Below are 16,771 nucleotides of genomic sequence, written 5' to 3'. Positions count from 1 at the left end.
ACGTGAAATGCATTAATGGTTTGTAATCCGAAATAAACTTGAGAGTGGTTTTCTAATGAGAGAAACGTTGAAGCCTCGGCCGGCAGTGGAACGATATGTCATGGATTTCGAGGATATTGACACTATCGCCGTGCTCGGTGCCGGGAACATGGGCCATGGAATCACCGAAGTGGCCGCCATCGCAGGCTACGACGTGCGGATGCGGGACATCAAAGACGAGTTCGTCGAGGACGGCTACGACAACATCGAATGGTCGCTGAACAAGCTGGCCGAGCGAGACCAGCTCACGCAAGACGAGGCCGACGCGGCACTGGACCGCGTGACGCCGCTTGTCGACGTCGAGGAAGCGGTCAGCGACGTCGACGTGGTCATCGAGGCCGTGCCGGAGAAAATGGAGATCAAGAAGGACGTGTACACGGAGGTCGAAGAACACGCGCCCGAGGACGCCATCTTCGCCACGAACACGTCCAGCCTCTCCATCACGGAGCTGTCGGAAGTGACCGAGCGCCCCGAGCAGTTCTGTGGGATGCACTTCTTCAATCCGCCGGTCCGGATGCAGCTGGTCGAGGTCATCTCCGGCGCACACTCCAGCGACGAGACGCTGGACGCCATCGGGGCGCTCGCCGAAGACTTCGACAAAACGCCGGTCCGCGTCCGCAAGGACTCACCGGGGTTCATCGTCAACCGCATCCTCGTCCCGCTGATGAACGAGGCCGCGTGGCTCGTCCACGGCGAGGAAGCGACCATCGCCGAGGTGGACTCGACGACGAAGTTCGACATGGGCCTGCCGATGGGGTCGTTCGAGCTCTCCGACCAGGTGGGTAACGACGTCGGCCTCCACGTCCTCGAATATATGCACGAAGTGCTGGGCGAGCCCTACGCCCCGTGTCCCCTGCTCGAGGAAAAAGTCGAGAACGAGGAACTCGGGAAGAAGACCGGCAAAGGCTTCTACGACTACGAGAACGGCGGCGTCGACATTCCGACCGACGCCGGCCGCGAAGACGTCGAGCACCGCCTCGTCGCCGTGATGGCAAACGAGGTCGGGAAGCTCGTCGAGAACGACGTGGCCCCGGTTGCGGACATCGATCAGGCCGTCCAGCTCGGCGGCGGCTTCCCGGACGGTCCCGCGAAGATAGCCGACAAGACTGGTCTGGAGACGCTTGTCGACACACTTGAAGAAACCCACGAGAAGGCCGGCGCGGAGCGCTATGCTGTCTCTGACGGCCTCCGAGAGGCCTCGGCGGAAGGTGGCTTCTACGGCAGCGAAGACGAGGGCGACGCCGAGTTCGATAATGTCACCGTCGAATATCCCGGTGATATGGTCGGTCACATCGAACTCGACCGCCCACACCGGATGAACACCGTCAGCCCTGAGCTGATGGACGACCTCGCCGACGCCGTCGACCTGCTCGAAGACGACGACGAGGTGCGTGCCATTCTGCTAACTGGGGCCGGCGACAAGGCGTTCTCCGCCGGGGCAGACGTGCAGGCGATGGCCTCGAACGCGACGCCGCTGGACGCCATCGAACTCTCCCGCAAGGGCCAGCAGACCTTCGGGAAGCTCGAAGAGTGCTCGATGCCGGTCGTCGCCGGGATCGATGGCTACGCGCTGGGCGGCGGGATGGAACTGGCGACCTGTGCCGACCTCCGCGTGGCCTCGGAGCGCTCCGAACTGGGCCAGCCCGAACACAACCTCGGCCTCCTGCCGGGCTGGGGCGGCACGCAGCGCCTCGCCCGCATCGTCGGCGAGGGCCGCGCCAAGGAGATTATCTTCACGGGCGACCGCTACGACGCCGACGAGATGGCCGAATACGGCTTCATCAACGAGGTCGTCGACAACGACGCCCTCCACGAGCACGCACTCGAACTGGCCAAAGACATGGCCGCCGGCCCGCCGGTCGCACAGAAACTCACCAAGCGCGCGATGCTCGCCGGCCGCGACGACATCGATGCCGGCCTCGAAGTCGAATCACAGGCTTTCGGTCATCTCATCGGGACCGACGACGTGATGGAGGGCATCAACGCGTTCATGGGTGACGGGGAGCCGAACTTCGAAGGGAAGTAAGCGCGCAGACCGTCGGCCGTTTTTACTGCTGGGACTACTCTACCTGCTGGCCGGTCGCTCCGCCGCCGACCTCTGTTTCGTCGAGCCGGATGATGTCGTCGGACTGGGCCATGCCGGTCGTCATCAGCAGGCGGATGGCCGCCCGGACACTGAGTTCGGACTCGTAGGTCTGACTCTCGGGAACCATCACGAGCATCCCCTGCGTGGGATTGGGACTTCCGGGGATGAACACACTCGACGCGCTCTCGCCGGCCGCTTCGGAAACGTCTGTGGGGCTCGTCCCTGTTTTCAGACCCAACTGGTAGACGCCTTCGCGGGGATACTCCACGTACACGACGGACTCGAAGTCCGACTGCCGATTGACCACAGAGGTGGTCATCTGTCGAATGCTTCCGTAAATTGTCCGGACGACGGGTACGAACGTGACTAGCTGCCCCGTCTTCCCGAAGAGGTGCTGGCCGACGCTCCGTTGGGCGAGGTATCCGAGAACCGTAATGAGTGCGACGATAACCGAGAGCGTCAGCAGTTGTGCGAGCAGAACGTTGTTCGCCGTCACCGTTGCCAGCCGCGTCCCGCGGATGAGCGGGTCAAGGAATCCACCGACCCACCCCAGGATGATACGGACGATGGCGATGGTTGCCACGAGCGGCCCGACGAGAACGAGCCCAGCCAGAAAGTTGCTCTTGATGAACGAATTGAGGGTCATATCAGGGGAACAGTCGGTCGGCCGAATAAAGTGTGATGGCACCTGTCACCACACCGGGGTATCTCTGTGAGTGGTACGCATCCACAGGTAGCGTCTATTTCGATGGGGTTAAATTGGTGCACCCGGAACGCAAGAGTACGCTCGGTTGGTGTAGTCCGGCCAATCATCTTGGCCTTTCGAGCCGAGGACCAGGGTTCAAATCCCTGACCGAGCACATTACTGTCGTAAACAAACCAGTGAGCGGCTGCTGTGCCCGCTGTTCGACGCGTCAATATTCTGACCGGCCCGTACGTAGCCGCGAATTCAACCTCCGAGCTTCGCAGTATCGTCGCTCTGTGTATTAATATTTGACAGTTATGTGGATAAAAGAACACATATTTATATATGTATATGAAGCCAGTAGTATATGAAACGGCGAACATACGTACGTACGATCGGAAGCAGCATCGCTGCACTCAGCCTCGCAGGATGTAGTGGGAGCGACGGGGGAGACGGAGACGGCGGAGACGGAACCAGTGAGTCGACACCAACGCCGGAACCAACGTATGAAGTAGATCAGGAGGCACCGGCACGGCTGAAACTGCTCTCCGTGAATGGGCCAAAGGAGGTCGCGTTCGGTGACACCATCGAGGGTGACGTGACTGCCGTCAACGTCGGTGGTGAGCCGATATCCGGGAATGCAACCATAGAGTTCGTCCATTCGGAAGCAGCTGACACTGAGCCACAGACAGTCACAGTCAACGCTGACGGACTGGCGTCCGGCGAAGAAGTCTCGCATAGCTATCGTGTCGACGCCGAGTACGCCGGCGCGTGGGCGTTTGAACCGTCGTCGGACTTCTACGCCGTCGACGATACGGTCACATCAACCGTGTCGGTCCTCCCGAAGCGGGGGAGCACTGGGGAAACCATCGAGCTTGCGAGCGGCGTTCAGGCCACAGTGTCTGATATGTCCTACGAACAGATGATCACCTACGAGCTCCCCTCTGGCGAACGGGCTTTGGGCGATAACACTGTCCATGCCATTCGCGAAACGGTCTCAGATAATATCCTCCTGATTCTGAGCGTGACGTTCGAGAACGGAACTGGCGAGGCGAAGACGGTGTCGAAAGACGACTTTGTCGTTCCCGAATCGAGCTTCGTGAGCGAGTCGGCCGCAGGTCGTGACGGGACGAACGCAGCCGGGGAGAACATCAACCCAGGGCAGACCTACAGCGGCCATCTGATTTACGCTGTCCCGAAGGCCAAGATCGACGACCTCACGTTCGGCATAAATCTCGCAGAAGGGAGTGCAGTCGCTGATATCGAAATCCCGCTTCAGTCGCCCGGTGGCTTCCCCGAGTTCGAACTGGCGAACATCGACGTTCCGCCGGAGGACGTCACGGGCGATGAAGCGATAGTCGAGATGGAGGTCGAGAACGTGGGCGACAGCGCAGGGATGTTCAAGTCCATCTTCGAGTTCAAGACACCCGAGGAACCAGGCATACTTGCTGGCTATTCCGCAGATACGTGGTACATTGACTCTGATGGCCCCTACACGCAGCGGATTCCCGCTGGGGAAACCAGAACCATCGAACTGGTGACGGAACCGGACGCGGACAGGCGGTGGGACTACCGGACGACGCCATTCGGGGCGGAGTGGACGTTCGAGGCCGTGGAATAGGTGTAGATACGGTTTTCCCCACGACCGAAGCAGCGTGACTTCTCGCTAATCCGCCTCCCGAACGAGTCAACAGCGGTAGGTATTTTTCGGGTCCGAGCAACGGACCGACCATGCAAGCAGTCGTACTCGCGGCAGGCCAGGGGACGCGTATGCGGCCGTTGACAGACCACACACCGAAGCCGATGCTCCCGGTCGCGGACCGGCCGCTGGTGGCACACACCGCCGACACGGCAATCCAGGCGGGGGCCGACGAACTCATCTTCGTCGTCGGCTACGAGGCCGAGGCGGTCCGCTCGTACTTCGGCGACGAGTACAACGGCGTCCCGGTCAGCTTCGCCGTTCAGGAGGAGCAACTGGGGACCGCCGACGCGGTGGCCGCTGCGAGGGAGCACCTCGACGGCCCCTTCGCAGTCCTCAACGGCGACAACCTCTACGACGCTGCGAGTCTCAGCGGCCTCTTCGACGCCGCGCCGTCGGTCGCCGCCTATCGCGTCGACGATCCGACGAGCTACGGCGTGCTGTCGACCGAGGGCGACACCATCACCGGCATCGTCGAGAAACCGGCCGACCCGCCGACGGACCTGGCCAACGCCGGGGCGTACGTCTTCCCGGCGGAAGCGCGGGACTGGCTGGACGTGCCGCTCAGCGACCGCGGGGAGCGTGAAATAACGGACGTGCTCGCGAAAGTCATCGAGGAATCGACGGTCACCGCCGTCGAGGTCGACCGCTGGCTGGATGTGGGCCGTCCCTGGGAACTGCTTGCGGCCAACGAGTGGAAACTGGGCCAACTGGACCGCCGACTCGACGGCGAGGTGCGGGGCGACGCCGACCTGCGTGGCGAAGTCGTCGTCGAGGAGGGCGCAGTCGTCGAACCCGGCGTCGTCATCGAGGGACCGGCGCTGGTCCGCTCGGGCGCACACGTCGGCCCGAACGCCTACGTCCGCGGGGCGACCCTCCTGGGGGAGGATACCCACGTCGGCCACGGCGTCGAACTCAAGAACACGGTGTTGATGGCCGATTCGAACGTGCCCCACGTCTCCTATGTCGGTGACAGCGTCATCGGCCGTGAGGTCAACTTCGGCGCGGGAACGCAGGTGGCGAACCTCCGCCACGACGGCGACCCGGTCCGGATGACGGTGAAAGGCGACCGCGTCTCGACGGGGCGGCGGAAGTTCGGCGTCGTCGCGGGAGACGGCGCGAAAACGGCCATCAACACCAGTCTGAACGCCGGCGTCGTCCTCTCGTCGGGCGCGACGACTATCCCCGGCGAATCCGTCACGCGAGACCGATAGCGGGCATCTTCTATCGAGCGTCTGTTTGCGGTAACTACGTGTAGCTAGCCTTCTGTAACCGATTCGACATTCGTGTACGTTCGTGACGTTCAGTGCAAGTATGTGGGATTAAGTGGCGTGAAAGACACTCTCAACTAAGATGGTCGACCCGACATCAGATCACCACGAGAATATCGACGAGGACGAGGCACCGGTGTGTGCTACCTGCGGCGACGCTATCGCTAACGAAGTGACACACCGCGTCATCACATGGATAGAAGACGGCAGCGTCGAAACCGCCCACTTTTGCAACGAGGACTGCCGACTAGAGTGGCAGTAACACGTCTGTTCTAACTGTCTTCCGGACGGTGTACCGCTTTCCGGGTGCGCACCCGCGACTCCGGCCGTTCGGGTGCATCCCTTCGCTGGCAAACTCGCACGCTCTTTTCAGTCCACCTGCGCATCGATGTGGTGGACTGCGTCTGGTGAGAGGAGTCGCCCCGTGGGTAGTTCGACCCAGCCGTTTGCGAGGACGCGAACCGCTCCCTCGTGCAGGACTGTCTCTTGCTCGATATCGGCGTACACGATGGCGCTCTCGTACTCTTTGACGAACTGCTCCACGGCATCACCCCAGGCTGGTTCCGTCGAGACGACCATGTGATGGCTATCTCGCTCTCATGACAAAGCTTTGGTGCGACAGGTTGCCACTCGTCGCCCCTTCTTCCAAAACCGTTGACGGAATCAACTCCGACAAACCAATTGAGTGTTAACATCCTGCACATATTTGGGCTGGCCTAGTGAACACTGCGGTATGACATGACTGCGGGCAATCACTCTGACTGGCGGACGGCCGAGGAAGCGCACACTGATGACGTCATCGGCGACGACACGCTGGGCGAAATGTTTGCCGCAAGCGCGGTCCGGAACGCCGACACGACCGCCCAACTGTACAAGGGTGGCGTCTACGATCGGTCACTGACTGACGACGTGATACCGGCGGCTCCCGACGGCGACTACGCCGAGATCAGCTACGAGCGGATGCATCACCTGGTCAAATACCTGGCCGCAGGGTTCCGTGACCTCGGTGTCGGCCCGGACGCCCGGGTCGGTATTCTGGCCGACACGCGGATGGAGTGGGCGCTGAGCGACTTTGCCGTTCTGTCTGCGGGCGGGGTGGTGACGACCGTGTACACGGATTCCTCGCCGAAACAGGTGCAGTATCTCCTCTCGGACCCGGAGGCGAGCGCCGTCGTCGTGGAGAACGCCGAGATGCTGGACCGTGTCCTGGCTATCGAGGACGACCTGTCGCTCTCGTTCATCGTCGTCATGGACGACACTGACGTGGACCGCGAGGACGTGTACACACTCGAAACAGTGTACAGGCGCGGCGAGGAGACGTTCAGCGAGTCGGCGTACCAGTCCTGGCTGGACGACCGCGACCCCGACGATCTGGCGAGTCTGATCTACACCTCCGGGACGACGGGCCAGCCGAAAGGGGTCCAACTCACCCACCGCAACTTCCGAGCGAACGTCAATCAGGCCCGCAGGCGAATCGGGCCACGGCCCGACAAGTCTTCGGACCTGCCGACCGTCACCGCCGAGACGCGGTCGATAGCGTTCCTCCCCCTGGCGCACGTCTTCGAGCGCCTCGCGGGCCACTTCTTCATGTACGCCTCCGGCGCGGCTGTGAGCTACGCCGAAAGCCCGGATACGCTGGCCGACGACCTCCAGACTGTCGAGCCGATGACCGGACTGAGCGTCCCCAGAGTCTACGAGCGTATTTTCGACAATATGCGAACGCAGGCCAGCGAGTCCCCGCTCAAAAAGCGGATTTTCGACTGGTCGATGGACGTGGCCCGCGACTACGCTCGGACTGACGACCCGGGACCGATACTCACTGCGAAACACTCGCTCGCTGACCGCCTCGTCTACAGCACTGTCAAAGAACGGCTCGGCGGGAACATCGAGTTCATGGTCAGCGGCGGCGGGAGCCTCTCGAAAACGCTCTGTGAGACGTTCCTCGGGATGGGACTGACGATACTCGAAGGGTACGGTCTCACTGAGACCTCACCGGTTCTGACGGTGAACCCGCCGGAGGACGTCCGTCCCGGAACCCTGGGTGCTCCGCTGACAGAGGTCGACGTTCACATCGATACCGGCGTCGTCGACGCCAGCGAGTTCGACGACGTCACTGGCGACGTGGGCGAACTACTCGTCGACGGCCCGAACGTCACGCAGGGGTACTGGAACGCGCCCGACGCGACGACGCGGGCCTTCACCGAAATCGACGGCACCCAGTGGTTCCGCACCGGCGACATCGTCGAACGGACCGACGACGACTTCCTCATCTATCACGACCGCCTCAAGGAACTGCTCGTCCTCTCGACGGGGAAAAACGTCGCGCCACAGCCCATCGAAGACCAGTTCGCGACGAGCGACCGGGTCGATCAGGTCATGGTCGTCGGCGACGACCAGAAGTTCGTCGGCGCGATAATCGTCCCGAACTTCGAGGAACTCCGCCGGTGGGCCGACCGCGAGGGCGTCGACCTCCCCGACGACCACGAAGCGCTGGTCGAGGACGAACGCGTCCACGCGTGGGTCCAGACTGCCGTCGACGCGGTCAACGAGGAACTCGAACGCGTCGAGCGGATCAAGTCGTTCGCGCTCGTCTCCCGGGAGTGGACCGCCGAGAACGACTTGCTCACGCCGTCGATGAAAAAGAAGCGCCGCAACATCCGCAGCGCGTACCGCGAGAAACTCGCAGAGATATACGGCGAGCAGCAGGTCGAGGTAGCCTGACTGATGGTCGCAAGTACTGCTGTCGCCGCCTCAGTCCGTGACGACCACGTCAACGGCCCGCTCGCGCGGACCATCACAGTCGACGAGCAGCACGGACTGCCACGTCCCCATATCGAGCCCTCCGTCGCGGACGGGAATCGTCTCGCTCGGCCCGACGAGCATCGCCCGGACGTGTGCGTCCGCGTTGCCGTCCAGTTCGTCGTGGTCCCATCCGCTGTCCGGGACGAGGTCGCCGAGTGCGTCACCGAGGTCGCCGAGTAGCCGCGGCTCGGCCTCGTTGACCGTGACGCCCGTGGTAGTGTGACGGACGAATACGGTGCAGGTCCCCTCGGCGTCTTCGGGAATCACGTCCCTGACTCGCTCGGTGATGTCGACTACCGAGAGCTGGTCGTCAGTCGCGACAGTGAACCGATTCGTTGGCATATCTCCGCCCACGAGCGGACGGGACTCAAGCGTACCGCTACGCTCAGCGTCACAGGTCGGAAAACCCGGCCTCGTTCAAACTCCGCGCTTCAGGCAAGCCACTCGTCCGGCTTGGTGTTGTAGTCGATGTCAGTTGCTGTGAGGTGTTCGACCTCGGACCAGTCGACATCGGTGACAGTCACTTCGTCGCCGTCGTAGCGGATGCGCTTGCCGACCTCTTCTGGTTCGGGTTCGCGGTCGCGGCGCTTGGCGACCTCCACGTCGTGGTCGTCGAACTCCTTGACGATGGTCAGAAGGTTCACCGGGCGGCCCCAGAGTTCGAAGGTCCGCTTCAGGACTTCCTTGGCTTGGCCGATGTCGAGCATCACGCCGTTGTACTGGTGGGCCAACAGCAGTTCGTTTCGGTTCTGGTAGTTACCGTCCTCGACGACGACGGTTGGCTTCCCGAAGTTGGTGAACTGCAGCATCAGCTTCTTCTTGACGTCCTCGTGGTCCGTCGAGGTCACGCGGTAGTCGCCGGAGGCGTGCGTGTACTCGTAAGTGAAGTAGTCGTTGTCGTCGACGAACTCCTGGGTGAGAAACTCATCGAGGAACGTCACGTCGTTGTGGCTCTCCCGGATCTCGCGCATGCGCTCCCAGCCGCGGGTGTAGTCCACGTCGTCGAGTGCGTCTTCGACGCTGTCGTAGCGCGAGTCGTCGAACATGTAGCGGGCGGTCCGCTCCAGTTCCTCCTGCCCGACTCGGGAGACGAAGCCGCGGTACTGGGGCTTGACCAGCGAGTAGTGCCGCTGGGCCAGCCCCTCGTAGGTCAGGACTTTCCAGGGGTACTGTTCCACGTCGAACTCGCCGTCGCGGGCCGCCGCCAGCCCGTCGCTATCGACGCGGGGGTCCTCGGGGTCGAGGTCGTCGAGGTGGCCCGGAACGTCGGTGAGCCACGCCGGCGGTTGCAGGTGGTCCTGCACCGTCTCGTAGTCGACGCTTTCGTCGAAGTTCCGCCAGGTGATGCCCTCGACGCGGAGCAGGCGCTCGATGACCTCCCGGCGGTTCTCCGTGTTCTCGACGTACTCCCAGATCTCCAGGCCGAGGCTGTAGGGGTTGAGCCCGCCCGACCCCAGCACCTTCGACATGTGGTCGGAGTAGAGGATGAACTCGTCGTCGCCGGCGAACCGCTCGCCGGTCATCATGATGGATTCCCAGTAGGAGGCCCACCCCTCGTTCATCACCTTCGTCATTTTCTGTGGCGCGAAGTAGTAGGCCTCCCGACGAAGCAGTTCCAGCAGCTCCTTCTGCCAGTCGTCCATCTCAGTGGCGCGTTCGGCGTCTTCGTCGTACTGCATGCCGTGTTTCCGGAGGAAGCCGAGCACGTCCTTCTCCGGTTCGGCGGGGAACGAGACGTTCTCGTCGTCGTCGCGCTGGGCGTCGAGCCACTCGTCGTCGAACACCTGACGCTTGACCTCCTCGGAGAGGTCCAGGTCCTCCAGCTGGTCGGTCACGTCTGCCCCTTCGATGTCTTGGAACTCCTCGGGGACCGTCTCGACCGGGCTGTACGGGACGTGCTGGTCGATGTTGTCCTCCAGACAGAGAACGTGGTCGATGAACCGCTCGACCTCGGCCCGCTCGATGTCGGGGTCCTGCATGTACTCCTGAATGGTGTCGCCGTGGCGGGCGAGCATCCCGGCGGCATCGGGCCCGCGGCGGCGGTCCTCGCCGGATTCGTCGGTCGTCGTCCGGGAGGAGCCGTCGGTGAACATCCGGAACCACTCGTTGTTGGCGAAGAAGTCCGCGTGGGCCTCGACGTGGGTGATGACGGCCTTCTGGTCGGCCAGCGTGTTCGACTCCTGTAAGAACGCGTGGGCCGGGTCGTCGTTGTTGACGATTTCGAAGGCTTTGCCGCCGAGGAACTGGCCCTGCTTCTGCTGACGGTCGTACTGCATCCCCCAGCGCCAGTGCGGGTACCGCTGCTGGAACCCGCCGTAGGCGATGAGTTCGTTCATCTCGTCGTAGTCGACGATCCAGTAGTTCACCGGGTACGGTTTCAGCCCGAGCTTTCTGGCGAGGTTACCGGCCTCTTCGACCGGTTCGTCGAGTTCGTCGGCGACGCGCTGTTTCGCGAATCTGTCGTCGTTCATTGGTCCTCCGTACTGAGTATGTCGTAGATGGCATCGACCACGTCCTCCGGCGAGGAGACGTACGCGACCGCGACGTTGTCGGCGTCGCGGAAGGAGCGTTCGACCTCCTCGGCGTGGGTGGCGTTGATTGCGTTCCCGCTCGGCTGGGTCTCCACGTAGGCGTGGAGGTTCGCCGGGATCTGTTCCATCAGCGGGATGACTTTCTCCTCGGTGTCGTTCGAGGAGTTCTCGCTGTCGCCCGCCGCGAACACGTAGCGGTTCCACTCGCTCCAGGGGTACTCCTCCTCTAAGATCTCCGCCGCGAGTTCGTACGCGCTGGAGATGCGGGTGCCCCCGCCCGAACGGATGCCGAAGAACTCGTCGCGCTCGACTTCCCAGGCGTCGGCGTCGTGGGCAATGTAGACGAACTCGGCGTTGTCGTACTTGCCCGTGAGATACCAGTCAAGCGGCGTGAACGTCCGCTCGACGAGTTCCCGCTTCTTCTGGCGCATCGACCCGGAGACGTCCCGGATGTTCACGACGACGACGTTCTTCTCGCGCTCCTCGACGATCTCGGGGTAGCGGTAGCGCTCGTCCTCGCGGCGGAAGGGGATCTGGTCGACGCCCTCCCGGCGGATGCGCTGGGACGTCTCGACCTTCTCGACGTTGTCCTCCATCTCCTCGATGGAGTCCCAGACGCCTTTCTCGTCGTCGGGCAGTTCCTCGTAGGCGTCGTCGATCCACGCCTTCGAGACGGGCATATTCTGCTCGCGAGTCCACTCGTAGACGGTGGCAGGGCCCCAGCCGTCGACTTTGAGCGCCTCGCGGACGTAGTCCTCGTCGAAGTCCATCGCGAGCTTCCGCTTGAGCCCTTTCTTGAACAGCCGCTCGAAGTCGAGTGTCGAGGAGGGGCCGGTTCGGGTGATATCGGTAAAGTCGCCCTCCTTCTCCTCGATGACTTTCTTGCCCTTCGGTTCGAGGTCGAGCCCCAGTTGCTCGTCGAGTTCCTCGGCGAACTCCTCGGGGTCCATCTCGTAGTACTCGTGTTCGCCGCCCTCCTCGCCGGGTTCGCCGTCCTCGTCACCGTCGCCGTCGCCGGGCTGGGGTTGTGGCTGGCCGACCGGGTCGCCCGGTTCGGCGCCTTCGCCCTGGCCGACGCCGCCCTGGTCGCGCTGGTCGTACTCGAACTCGGGCAGATCGACGATCTTGATCGGGATGCGGACCGAGTCCCCGCGTGACTGGCCGAGGTCGCCGTACTGGATGAACTCGGCGAGGTCCTGTCGGCGCTCCTCGCCCACGTCGCGGTACCGCTCGAGGTCGTCTTTCAGTCCCATCTGTAACTCACCTGGCTCATAACGTGACGGCTCGTCAGTTCGGCCGACGCCGGCGTGTAGTCGAACATCTCTACCATGTTATCCAGCGTCTTGTCCTTGAGGCGGGCCGTCTCGGTGCCGGACGGGGGGTTGTCCCACTGCCCGGGCTCGAAGTCCGCGTAGGTCCGCTGGATGTCGTCCCAGTCGTAGCTCCCGAGGACGGTGTTGATGACCGGAATCTCCTTGGGGTTGACGTCGCCGACGCGGAACTCCTCGTCGCGGCGCTGCCACGCGTGGCGGTTCAGGGCGGTGATGATTTTGTCGGTGCGGAACTGCTCGACGGCGTGGTCGGGCTCGTTGCCGTCGTAGTTCTTCTCGTCGAAGCGGCCCAGGTGTTCGATCTCGAACACCTTCATCTTCAGCGGGTCCGGGTCGACGAGTTCGCCCCGCTCGTTTTCGATTTGGTCGTCGGACTCCCAGGCGTAGACCTGTTCGATGTACTCTTCGACGGTCGCCTCGTCGACGCGCTTGTCCCGCATCATCGCGTCGAGCACGTCCTGTTCCTGCTGGCCGAAGATGTAGTTCTTGACAGTCACAACACGCTCCTCGTACTCGGTAGCCTCACCAGTGGAGAACACGGGGGCATCCACCAGTCCCTCGGCGACGGCGTTGAGCACGTCTCGGGGCATCAGAACGTGTTCGACCGGGAGGTCGGGATGGTGGCGGTCCTGTGGTTCGTGCAGCAGGTCGGCGACGATATCTCGGACGTAGGTGACCGGGATGCCGTGGTCGCCGTCCTCGGCGGTGGTCTCCAGGTCGTAGTCCTCGATGTCGACGCGCTCGTCGCCCTCCATCAGGTAGCCCCGGTCGAACAGCAGGGCCTTGTCGACGAGGTCCAGCCCGGTCGGGATTTCGGCGCTATCGAGCCGCGAGACGACGGCGTACAGCGCCGCGGACTCGATTGTGTGTGGGGCCAGCTCCTTGTCGGTCGCCGTCTCGACTTGGTCACGGACCGAGATGGTCAGGGGCTCCTGGATCCACGTCTCCAGTTCGTCCCAGGTCTCGGGGTCCCACACCTGCGTCTCGTTGGTCAGTTCCCGCCGCAGGAGCTGGGCTTCGAGCGAGAGGTTCGTCAGGTACGTGAACTCGTGTTTGTCCAGTCGCCGCTTGAGCGCCTTCAGCGGGTCCTGGCCCTCGCGGTCAGCGTGCTTGTTCAGCTGGGCCTCCAAGTCCGGGTTCGAGATGATGATGAGCTGCGTGTCCACGTCCATCCCGATTCCCTTGTCGAGTTTGACGTGGGACTCGTCGGGCACGTTCAGCAGCTTCTGGAGCAGGTCGGCGTGCTGGGCGGCGTCCTCGACGACGGTCAGCAGGCCGTTGCCCTGCGAGAGGACGCCGTCGTAGCTGAACGCCTGCGGGTTCTTCCGGCCCCGCGAATCGAGTTCGCGGAGCATCCCGTGCATCCACGAGCCGACGAGTCGCTCCTTTGGCGTCCCCTCGTCCTCGGAGTGGAGGATGCCGATGCCGTGGCCCACGTCGACGACAAAGTTCTTCACCCGGAGGTGGGACGGCTGAGTGACCGCCGAGAACAGGTCCGTCTCGCCCTGTCGGCGGTACTGCTCTTCGAGGAAGTCGTAGGCCTCGCGGGAGAACGGGTCGAGTTCGCCGTCGACGCGGATTGGGATGTGGTCGTCGAGGCGTTCATTGACCTCGGCGAGCAGGTCCGCACGGACGTCGTCGGGGAACACCGTCAGCGGGTGGGCCTGGACGGGACTCTCGTACCAGTCGTCCTCGTCCTCGACGGCTGCGTTCCCGTAGGTCATGCTGGTGGCGCTGCCGCCGGCCCCGGCGACGTTCCACTCGACGGTGTAGCGCCGGCCTTCGGGCGTCTTCGAGTACTCCCGAAGGCCGTTGATGAGACAGCGCTTCAGTTCGGATTTCCCCGTGGCTGTCGGCCCTTCGAGCCAGATGATCTTCTCGTCTTTGCCGCGACCCGCCGCGATAGAGCGGAGGTCGTCGACGAACGCGTTCAGGACCTCGGTGTTACCGAGGATGGCGTGCTCGCCGTCGTTGTACGGATCGTCGAAGAAGCGGTAGCGCTCCTTCTCCTCGCCTTCCTCGATGACCATCCGCGTGCCCGCCGCTTCGATGGCGTCGAGCAGGTACTTCGAGGCATGCGCCGCGACCTGGGGCGTTTCGAGGACGGTGTCGACGTACTCCGCGAGGCTCATCGGGGCCTCGTAGGCGGCGTCGAGTGACTCGTCCGCGCGGTCGATGTACTCCTCGCCGGTCATTACTCTTCCATCTCGCTTTTGGCGACCTCCGCGCCGGCGAACTCGAGGACTTCCTTGGCGCCCTCCTCGGAGTAGCCCTGCTCGATGAGGGCGTCGACCCACTGATTGCGCTCCTCGTCGTCCATCTCCGAGCTGGAGACCAGCGCGGAGAAGTTGATGTTGTGTTTCTTGTCTTCCCAGAGCTTGCGTTCGAGGGCGCGGCGCAGGCGGTCGTTGTCCTGTGGATTGAACGTGTCACCCTCGCGGGCGCGCCGGGACACCCAGTTCGACACTTCCTGCCGGAAGTCGTCCTTGCGGTCCTCGGGGAGGTTCAATTTCTCCTCGACGGAGCGCAGGAACTGCTCGTCCGGCTCCTGTTCGCGGCCGGTGAGTTCGTCCTCGACGGTCGCGTCGTCGATGTAGGCCATGACGTGGTCCATGTACTTCTCGCCCTGGCGCTGGATCTCGTCCATGTCGTAGGCCAGCGCGTGGCGCACGTCCTCGATGGCCCGCTCCTTGTACTCCTCGCGGACGAGTTCGAGGAAGCGGTAGTACTTGCTGAACGACTCCTCGTCGATGGAGCCGTGGTTTTCGAGGTTGCCTTCGAGGTGGTTGAACGTCGTCAGCGGCGAGAGGAAGTCCCGGCTCCGGTGCATCGAGTCCATGATGGCCTCGGCGATCTCGTCGCCGATGAACCGCGGGGAGACGCCGTCCATCCCCTCGCCGATGTCGGCCATCTTCTCGGCCTCCTCGCGGAGTTTCTTCACGTCGACGTCGTCGGCTTCGTCGATTTCGCCGTTGTAGGCCTTGGCCTTCTGGACGAGGTCGATGGACTCGTTGTCCGGCTCTTCGATACGGGTGAGGACGCCGAACAGGCCTGCCATCTCTAGCGTGTGGGGCTCGACCTGGATGTCCGGCAGGTCGGCGTTGCGCAGCATCTTCTCATAGATCTGAGCTTCGGCCGCGTACTGGAGGACGTACGGGAAGTCGATGCGCTTGGTCCGGTCGTTGAACGCCTCCATCTTCTCGTCACCCTTCTTGTCCCGGTACTCGGGCATGTTCGTCCGGCCGACGATGACCTGGTCGATGTCGATTCGGGGGTTGTTCTTGGGCTTGATTGTCTGTTCTTGACTGGCATGGAGGAAGTCATAGAGGAACTCCCGCTGGAGCTTCAGCAGCTCCTCACCGGAGAATATCCCGCGGTTGGCGTTACAGAACGCCCCGGAGTAATCGAACGCCCGCGGGTCGCTCTCGCCGTAGATGGCGATCTTCGAGTAGTTGACGTCGCCGGTGAGCTCCGTCTCGTCCTGGTTCTTCTTGTCTTTGGGCTCGAACGTCTCGATACCGCGGCGCTGGTTCTCGTCCGCGACGAAGCGGATGATCTCGATGTGGTTCTCCAGAACGGACTGGAGGTCGTCGTCGTACTCGGCCAGCAGCCGGTCCATGTAGAACTCCGAGGCGGGGTCAAGCGACTGCTCGTTCCGGATGGTGTAAGGCGCATCGAGGGCCTCGTTGATGTCCTTGATGACCTTGTCCCGCTGCTCCTGTGGGAGGAGCACGAGCGGGTCCTGGTTCATCGGCGACCGGACCACGTCGTCGGCAGGGTCCTGGTCGTGGATGACGTCACAGAGGTTCGTCCAGCGGAAGGTGTACATCCGCCCATCGTCCCGGCTGGTGTAGTCCTCGAAGTAGCGCCGGACCTGGCGGTCGAAGTCGGACTTGCCCGACCCGACCGGCCCCAGGAGGAGTTTGATGCGCTTCTCGGGGCCAAGGCCGCGAGCGCCGGATTTGACCTTGTTGACGAACTCGTGGATTGCCTCGTGGATGACCCGCCCGTAGAAGGTGTTCTCGCCGTCGTTGAGCGGGTCCTCGCTCGCCAGTTCGTATTCGACCACGCCGGCCTCCTCGTCGTAGGTCTTGCCGTAGTAGTCGAACATGTCCGCCACGCGCTGGTGGGCGTTGCGGGCGATCGTCGGTTCGTCGTACAACTGTTGTAGATACCAGTCGAACGTGTTCGTCTTCCGGAGGTCCGCCGGTATCGTGTCACGGTACTCCTTGCTCAGCGCTTCGAGTGTCTCTTTGTTCTTGCTCATGCTATCTCAGTAGTTCGTCGTGGCTGCAGGCGACCACCGACTGTTGCGGGACGGTCCCGG

The 16,771-nt window shown here is 63.0% G+C and carries 12 protein-coding genes and 1 tRNA gene; 6 read left to right on the top strand and 7 right to left on the bottom strand.

Going from position 1 to position 16,771, the window contains the following annotated elements; all coding sequences use genetic code 11:
- Nucleotides 1–100: 100 nt before the first annotated feature.
- Nucleotides 101–2,065: a 3-hydroxyacyl-CoA dehydrogenase/enoyl-CoA hydratase family protein gene (locus VI340_RS07605; protein WP_336358134.1), complete on the top strand. Its 1,965-nt coding sequence runs from the start codon at nt 101–103 to the stop codon at nt 2,063–2,065.
- A 34-nt stretch (nt 2,066–2,099) separates the two neighbouring features.
- Here VI340_RS07605 and VI340_RS07600 read toward each other — a convergent pair whose 3' ends face one another.
- Complete coding sequence (locus tag VI340_RS07600) at nt 2,100–2,771, bottom strand: DUF502 domain-containing protein (RefSeq protein ID WP_008308939.1); 672 nt, start codon at nt 2,769–2,771, stop codon at nt 2,100–2,102.
- Nucleotides 2,772–2,910: 139 nt separating this feature from the next.
- Between VI340_RS07600 and VI340_RS07595 the strand changes: the two genes are divergently transcribed.
- The 4 genes from VI340_RS07595 to VI340_RS07580 all read left to right on the top strand — a co-directional run bounded on the left by VI340_RS07595 (nt 2,911) and on the right by VI340_RS07580 (nt 6,042).
- Nucleotides 2,911–2,985: transfer RNA gene (locus VI340_RS07595), tRNA-Glu, on the top strand.
- A gap of 192 nt (nt 2,986–3,177) precedes the next feature.
- Complete coding sequence (locus tag VI340_RS07590; RefSeq protein WP_336358133.1) at nt 3,178–4,431, top strand: DUF4352 domain-containing protein; 1,254 nt, start codon at nt 3,178–3,180, stop codon at nt 4,429–4,431.
- Nucleotides 4,432–4,541: 110 nt separating this feature from the next.
- The gene (gene glmU / locus VI340_RS07585) at nt 4,542–5,723 is read left to right on the top strand and encodes a bifunctional sugar-1-phosphate nucleotidylyltransferase/acetyltransferase (protein WP_008308943.1); all 1,182 of its coding nucleotides are present in this window, start codon (nt 4,542–4,544) and stop codon (nt 5,721–5,723) included.
- A gap of 139 nt (nt 5,724–5,862) precedes the next feature.
- Complete coding sequence (locus VI340_RS07580) at nt 5,863–6,042, top strand: DUF7576 family protein (protein ID WP_336358132.1); 180 nt, start codon at nt 5,863–5,865, stop codon at nt 6,040–6,042.
- A gap of 107 nt (nt 6,043–6,149) precedes the next feature.
- On the opposite strand, the gene VI340_RS07575 is transcribed toward VI340_RS07580, so the two are convergent.
- Complete coding sequence (locus VI340_RS07575) at nt 6,150–6,359, bottom strand: hypothetical protein (protein ID WP_008308946.1); 210 nt, start codon at nt 6,357–6,359, stop codon at nt 6,150–6,152.
- Nucleotides 6,360–6,518: 159 nt separating this feature from the next.
- Here VI340_RS07575 and VI340_RS07570 point away from each other — a divergent pair, with 159 nt between their 5' ends.
- The gene (locus VI340_RS07570) at nt 6,519–8,501 is read left to right on the top strand and encodes an AMP-dependent synthetase/ligase (RefSeq protein ID WP_336358131.1); all 1,983 of its coding nucleotides are present in this window, start codon (nt 6,519–6,521) and stop codon (nt 8,499–8,501) included.
- Between the two features lie 30 nt (nt 8,502–8,531).
- On the opposite strand, the gene VI340_RS07565 is transcribed toward VI340_RS07570, so the two are convergent.
- From VI340_RS07565 to VI340_RS07545, 5 genes are all read right to left on the bottom strand, one after another.
- Nucleotides 8,532–8,924, bottom strand: coding sequence for a secondary thiamine-phosphate synthase enzyme YjbQ (locus VI340_RS07565; protein ID WP_008308949.1), 393 nt, complete (start codon nt 8,922–8,924; stop codon nt 8,532–8,534).
- A gap of 89 nt (nt 8,925–9,013) precedes the next feature.
- Nucleotides 9,014–11,053, bottom strand: a complete 2,040-nt coding sequence (locus tag VI340_RS07560; RefSeq protein ID WP_336358130.1) for a SpoVR family protein — start codon at nt 11,051–11,053, stop codon at nt 9,014–9,016.
- Complete coding sequence (locus tag VI340_RS07555; RefSeq protein WP_008308953.1) at nt 11,050–12,366, bottom strand: YeaH/YhbH family protein; 1,317 nt, start codon at nt 12,364–12,366, stop codon at nt 11,050–11,052. Before VI340_RS07555 ends, VI340_RS07560 begins: the two co-directional genes overlap by 4 nt.
- Complete coding sequence (locus VI340_RS07550; protein WP_336358129.1) at nt 12,357–14,639, bottom strand: PrkA family serine protein kinase; 2,283 nt, start codon at nt 14,637–14,639, stop codon at nt 12,357–12,359. Before VI340_RS07550 ends, VI340_RS07555 begins: the two co-directional genes overlap by 10 nt.
- Entirely contained in the window at nt 14,639–16,711 is a 2,073-nt protein-coding gene (locus tag VI340_RS07545) for a PrkA family serine protein kinase (protein WP_336358128.1), read from the bottom strand. The genes VI340_RS07550 and VI340_RS07545 overlap by 1 nt, the downstream gene beginning before the upstream one ends.
- Nucleotides 16,712–16,771: the final 60 nt, after the last annotated feature.

The sequence above is a fragment of the Haloarcula sp. CGMCC 1.6347 genome (genome assembly GCF_037078395.1).
Lineage (GTDB): Archaea > Halobacteriota > Halobacteria > Halobacteriales > Haloarculaceae > Haloarcula > Haloarcula amylolytica.
The sequence above is the reverse complement of the archived record's forward strand: the minus strand, read 5'-3'. Positions and strand labels throughout refer to the sequence as shown.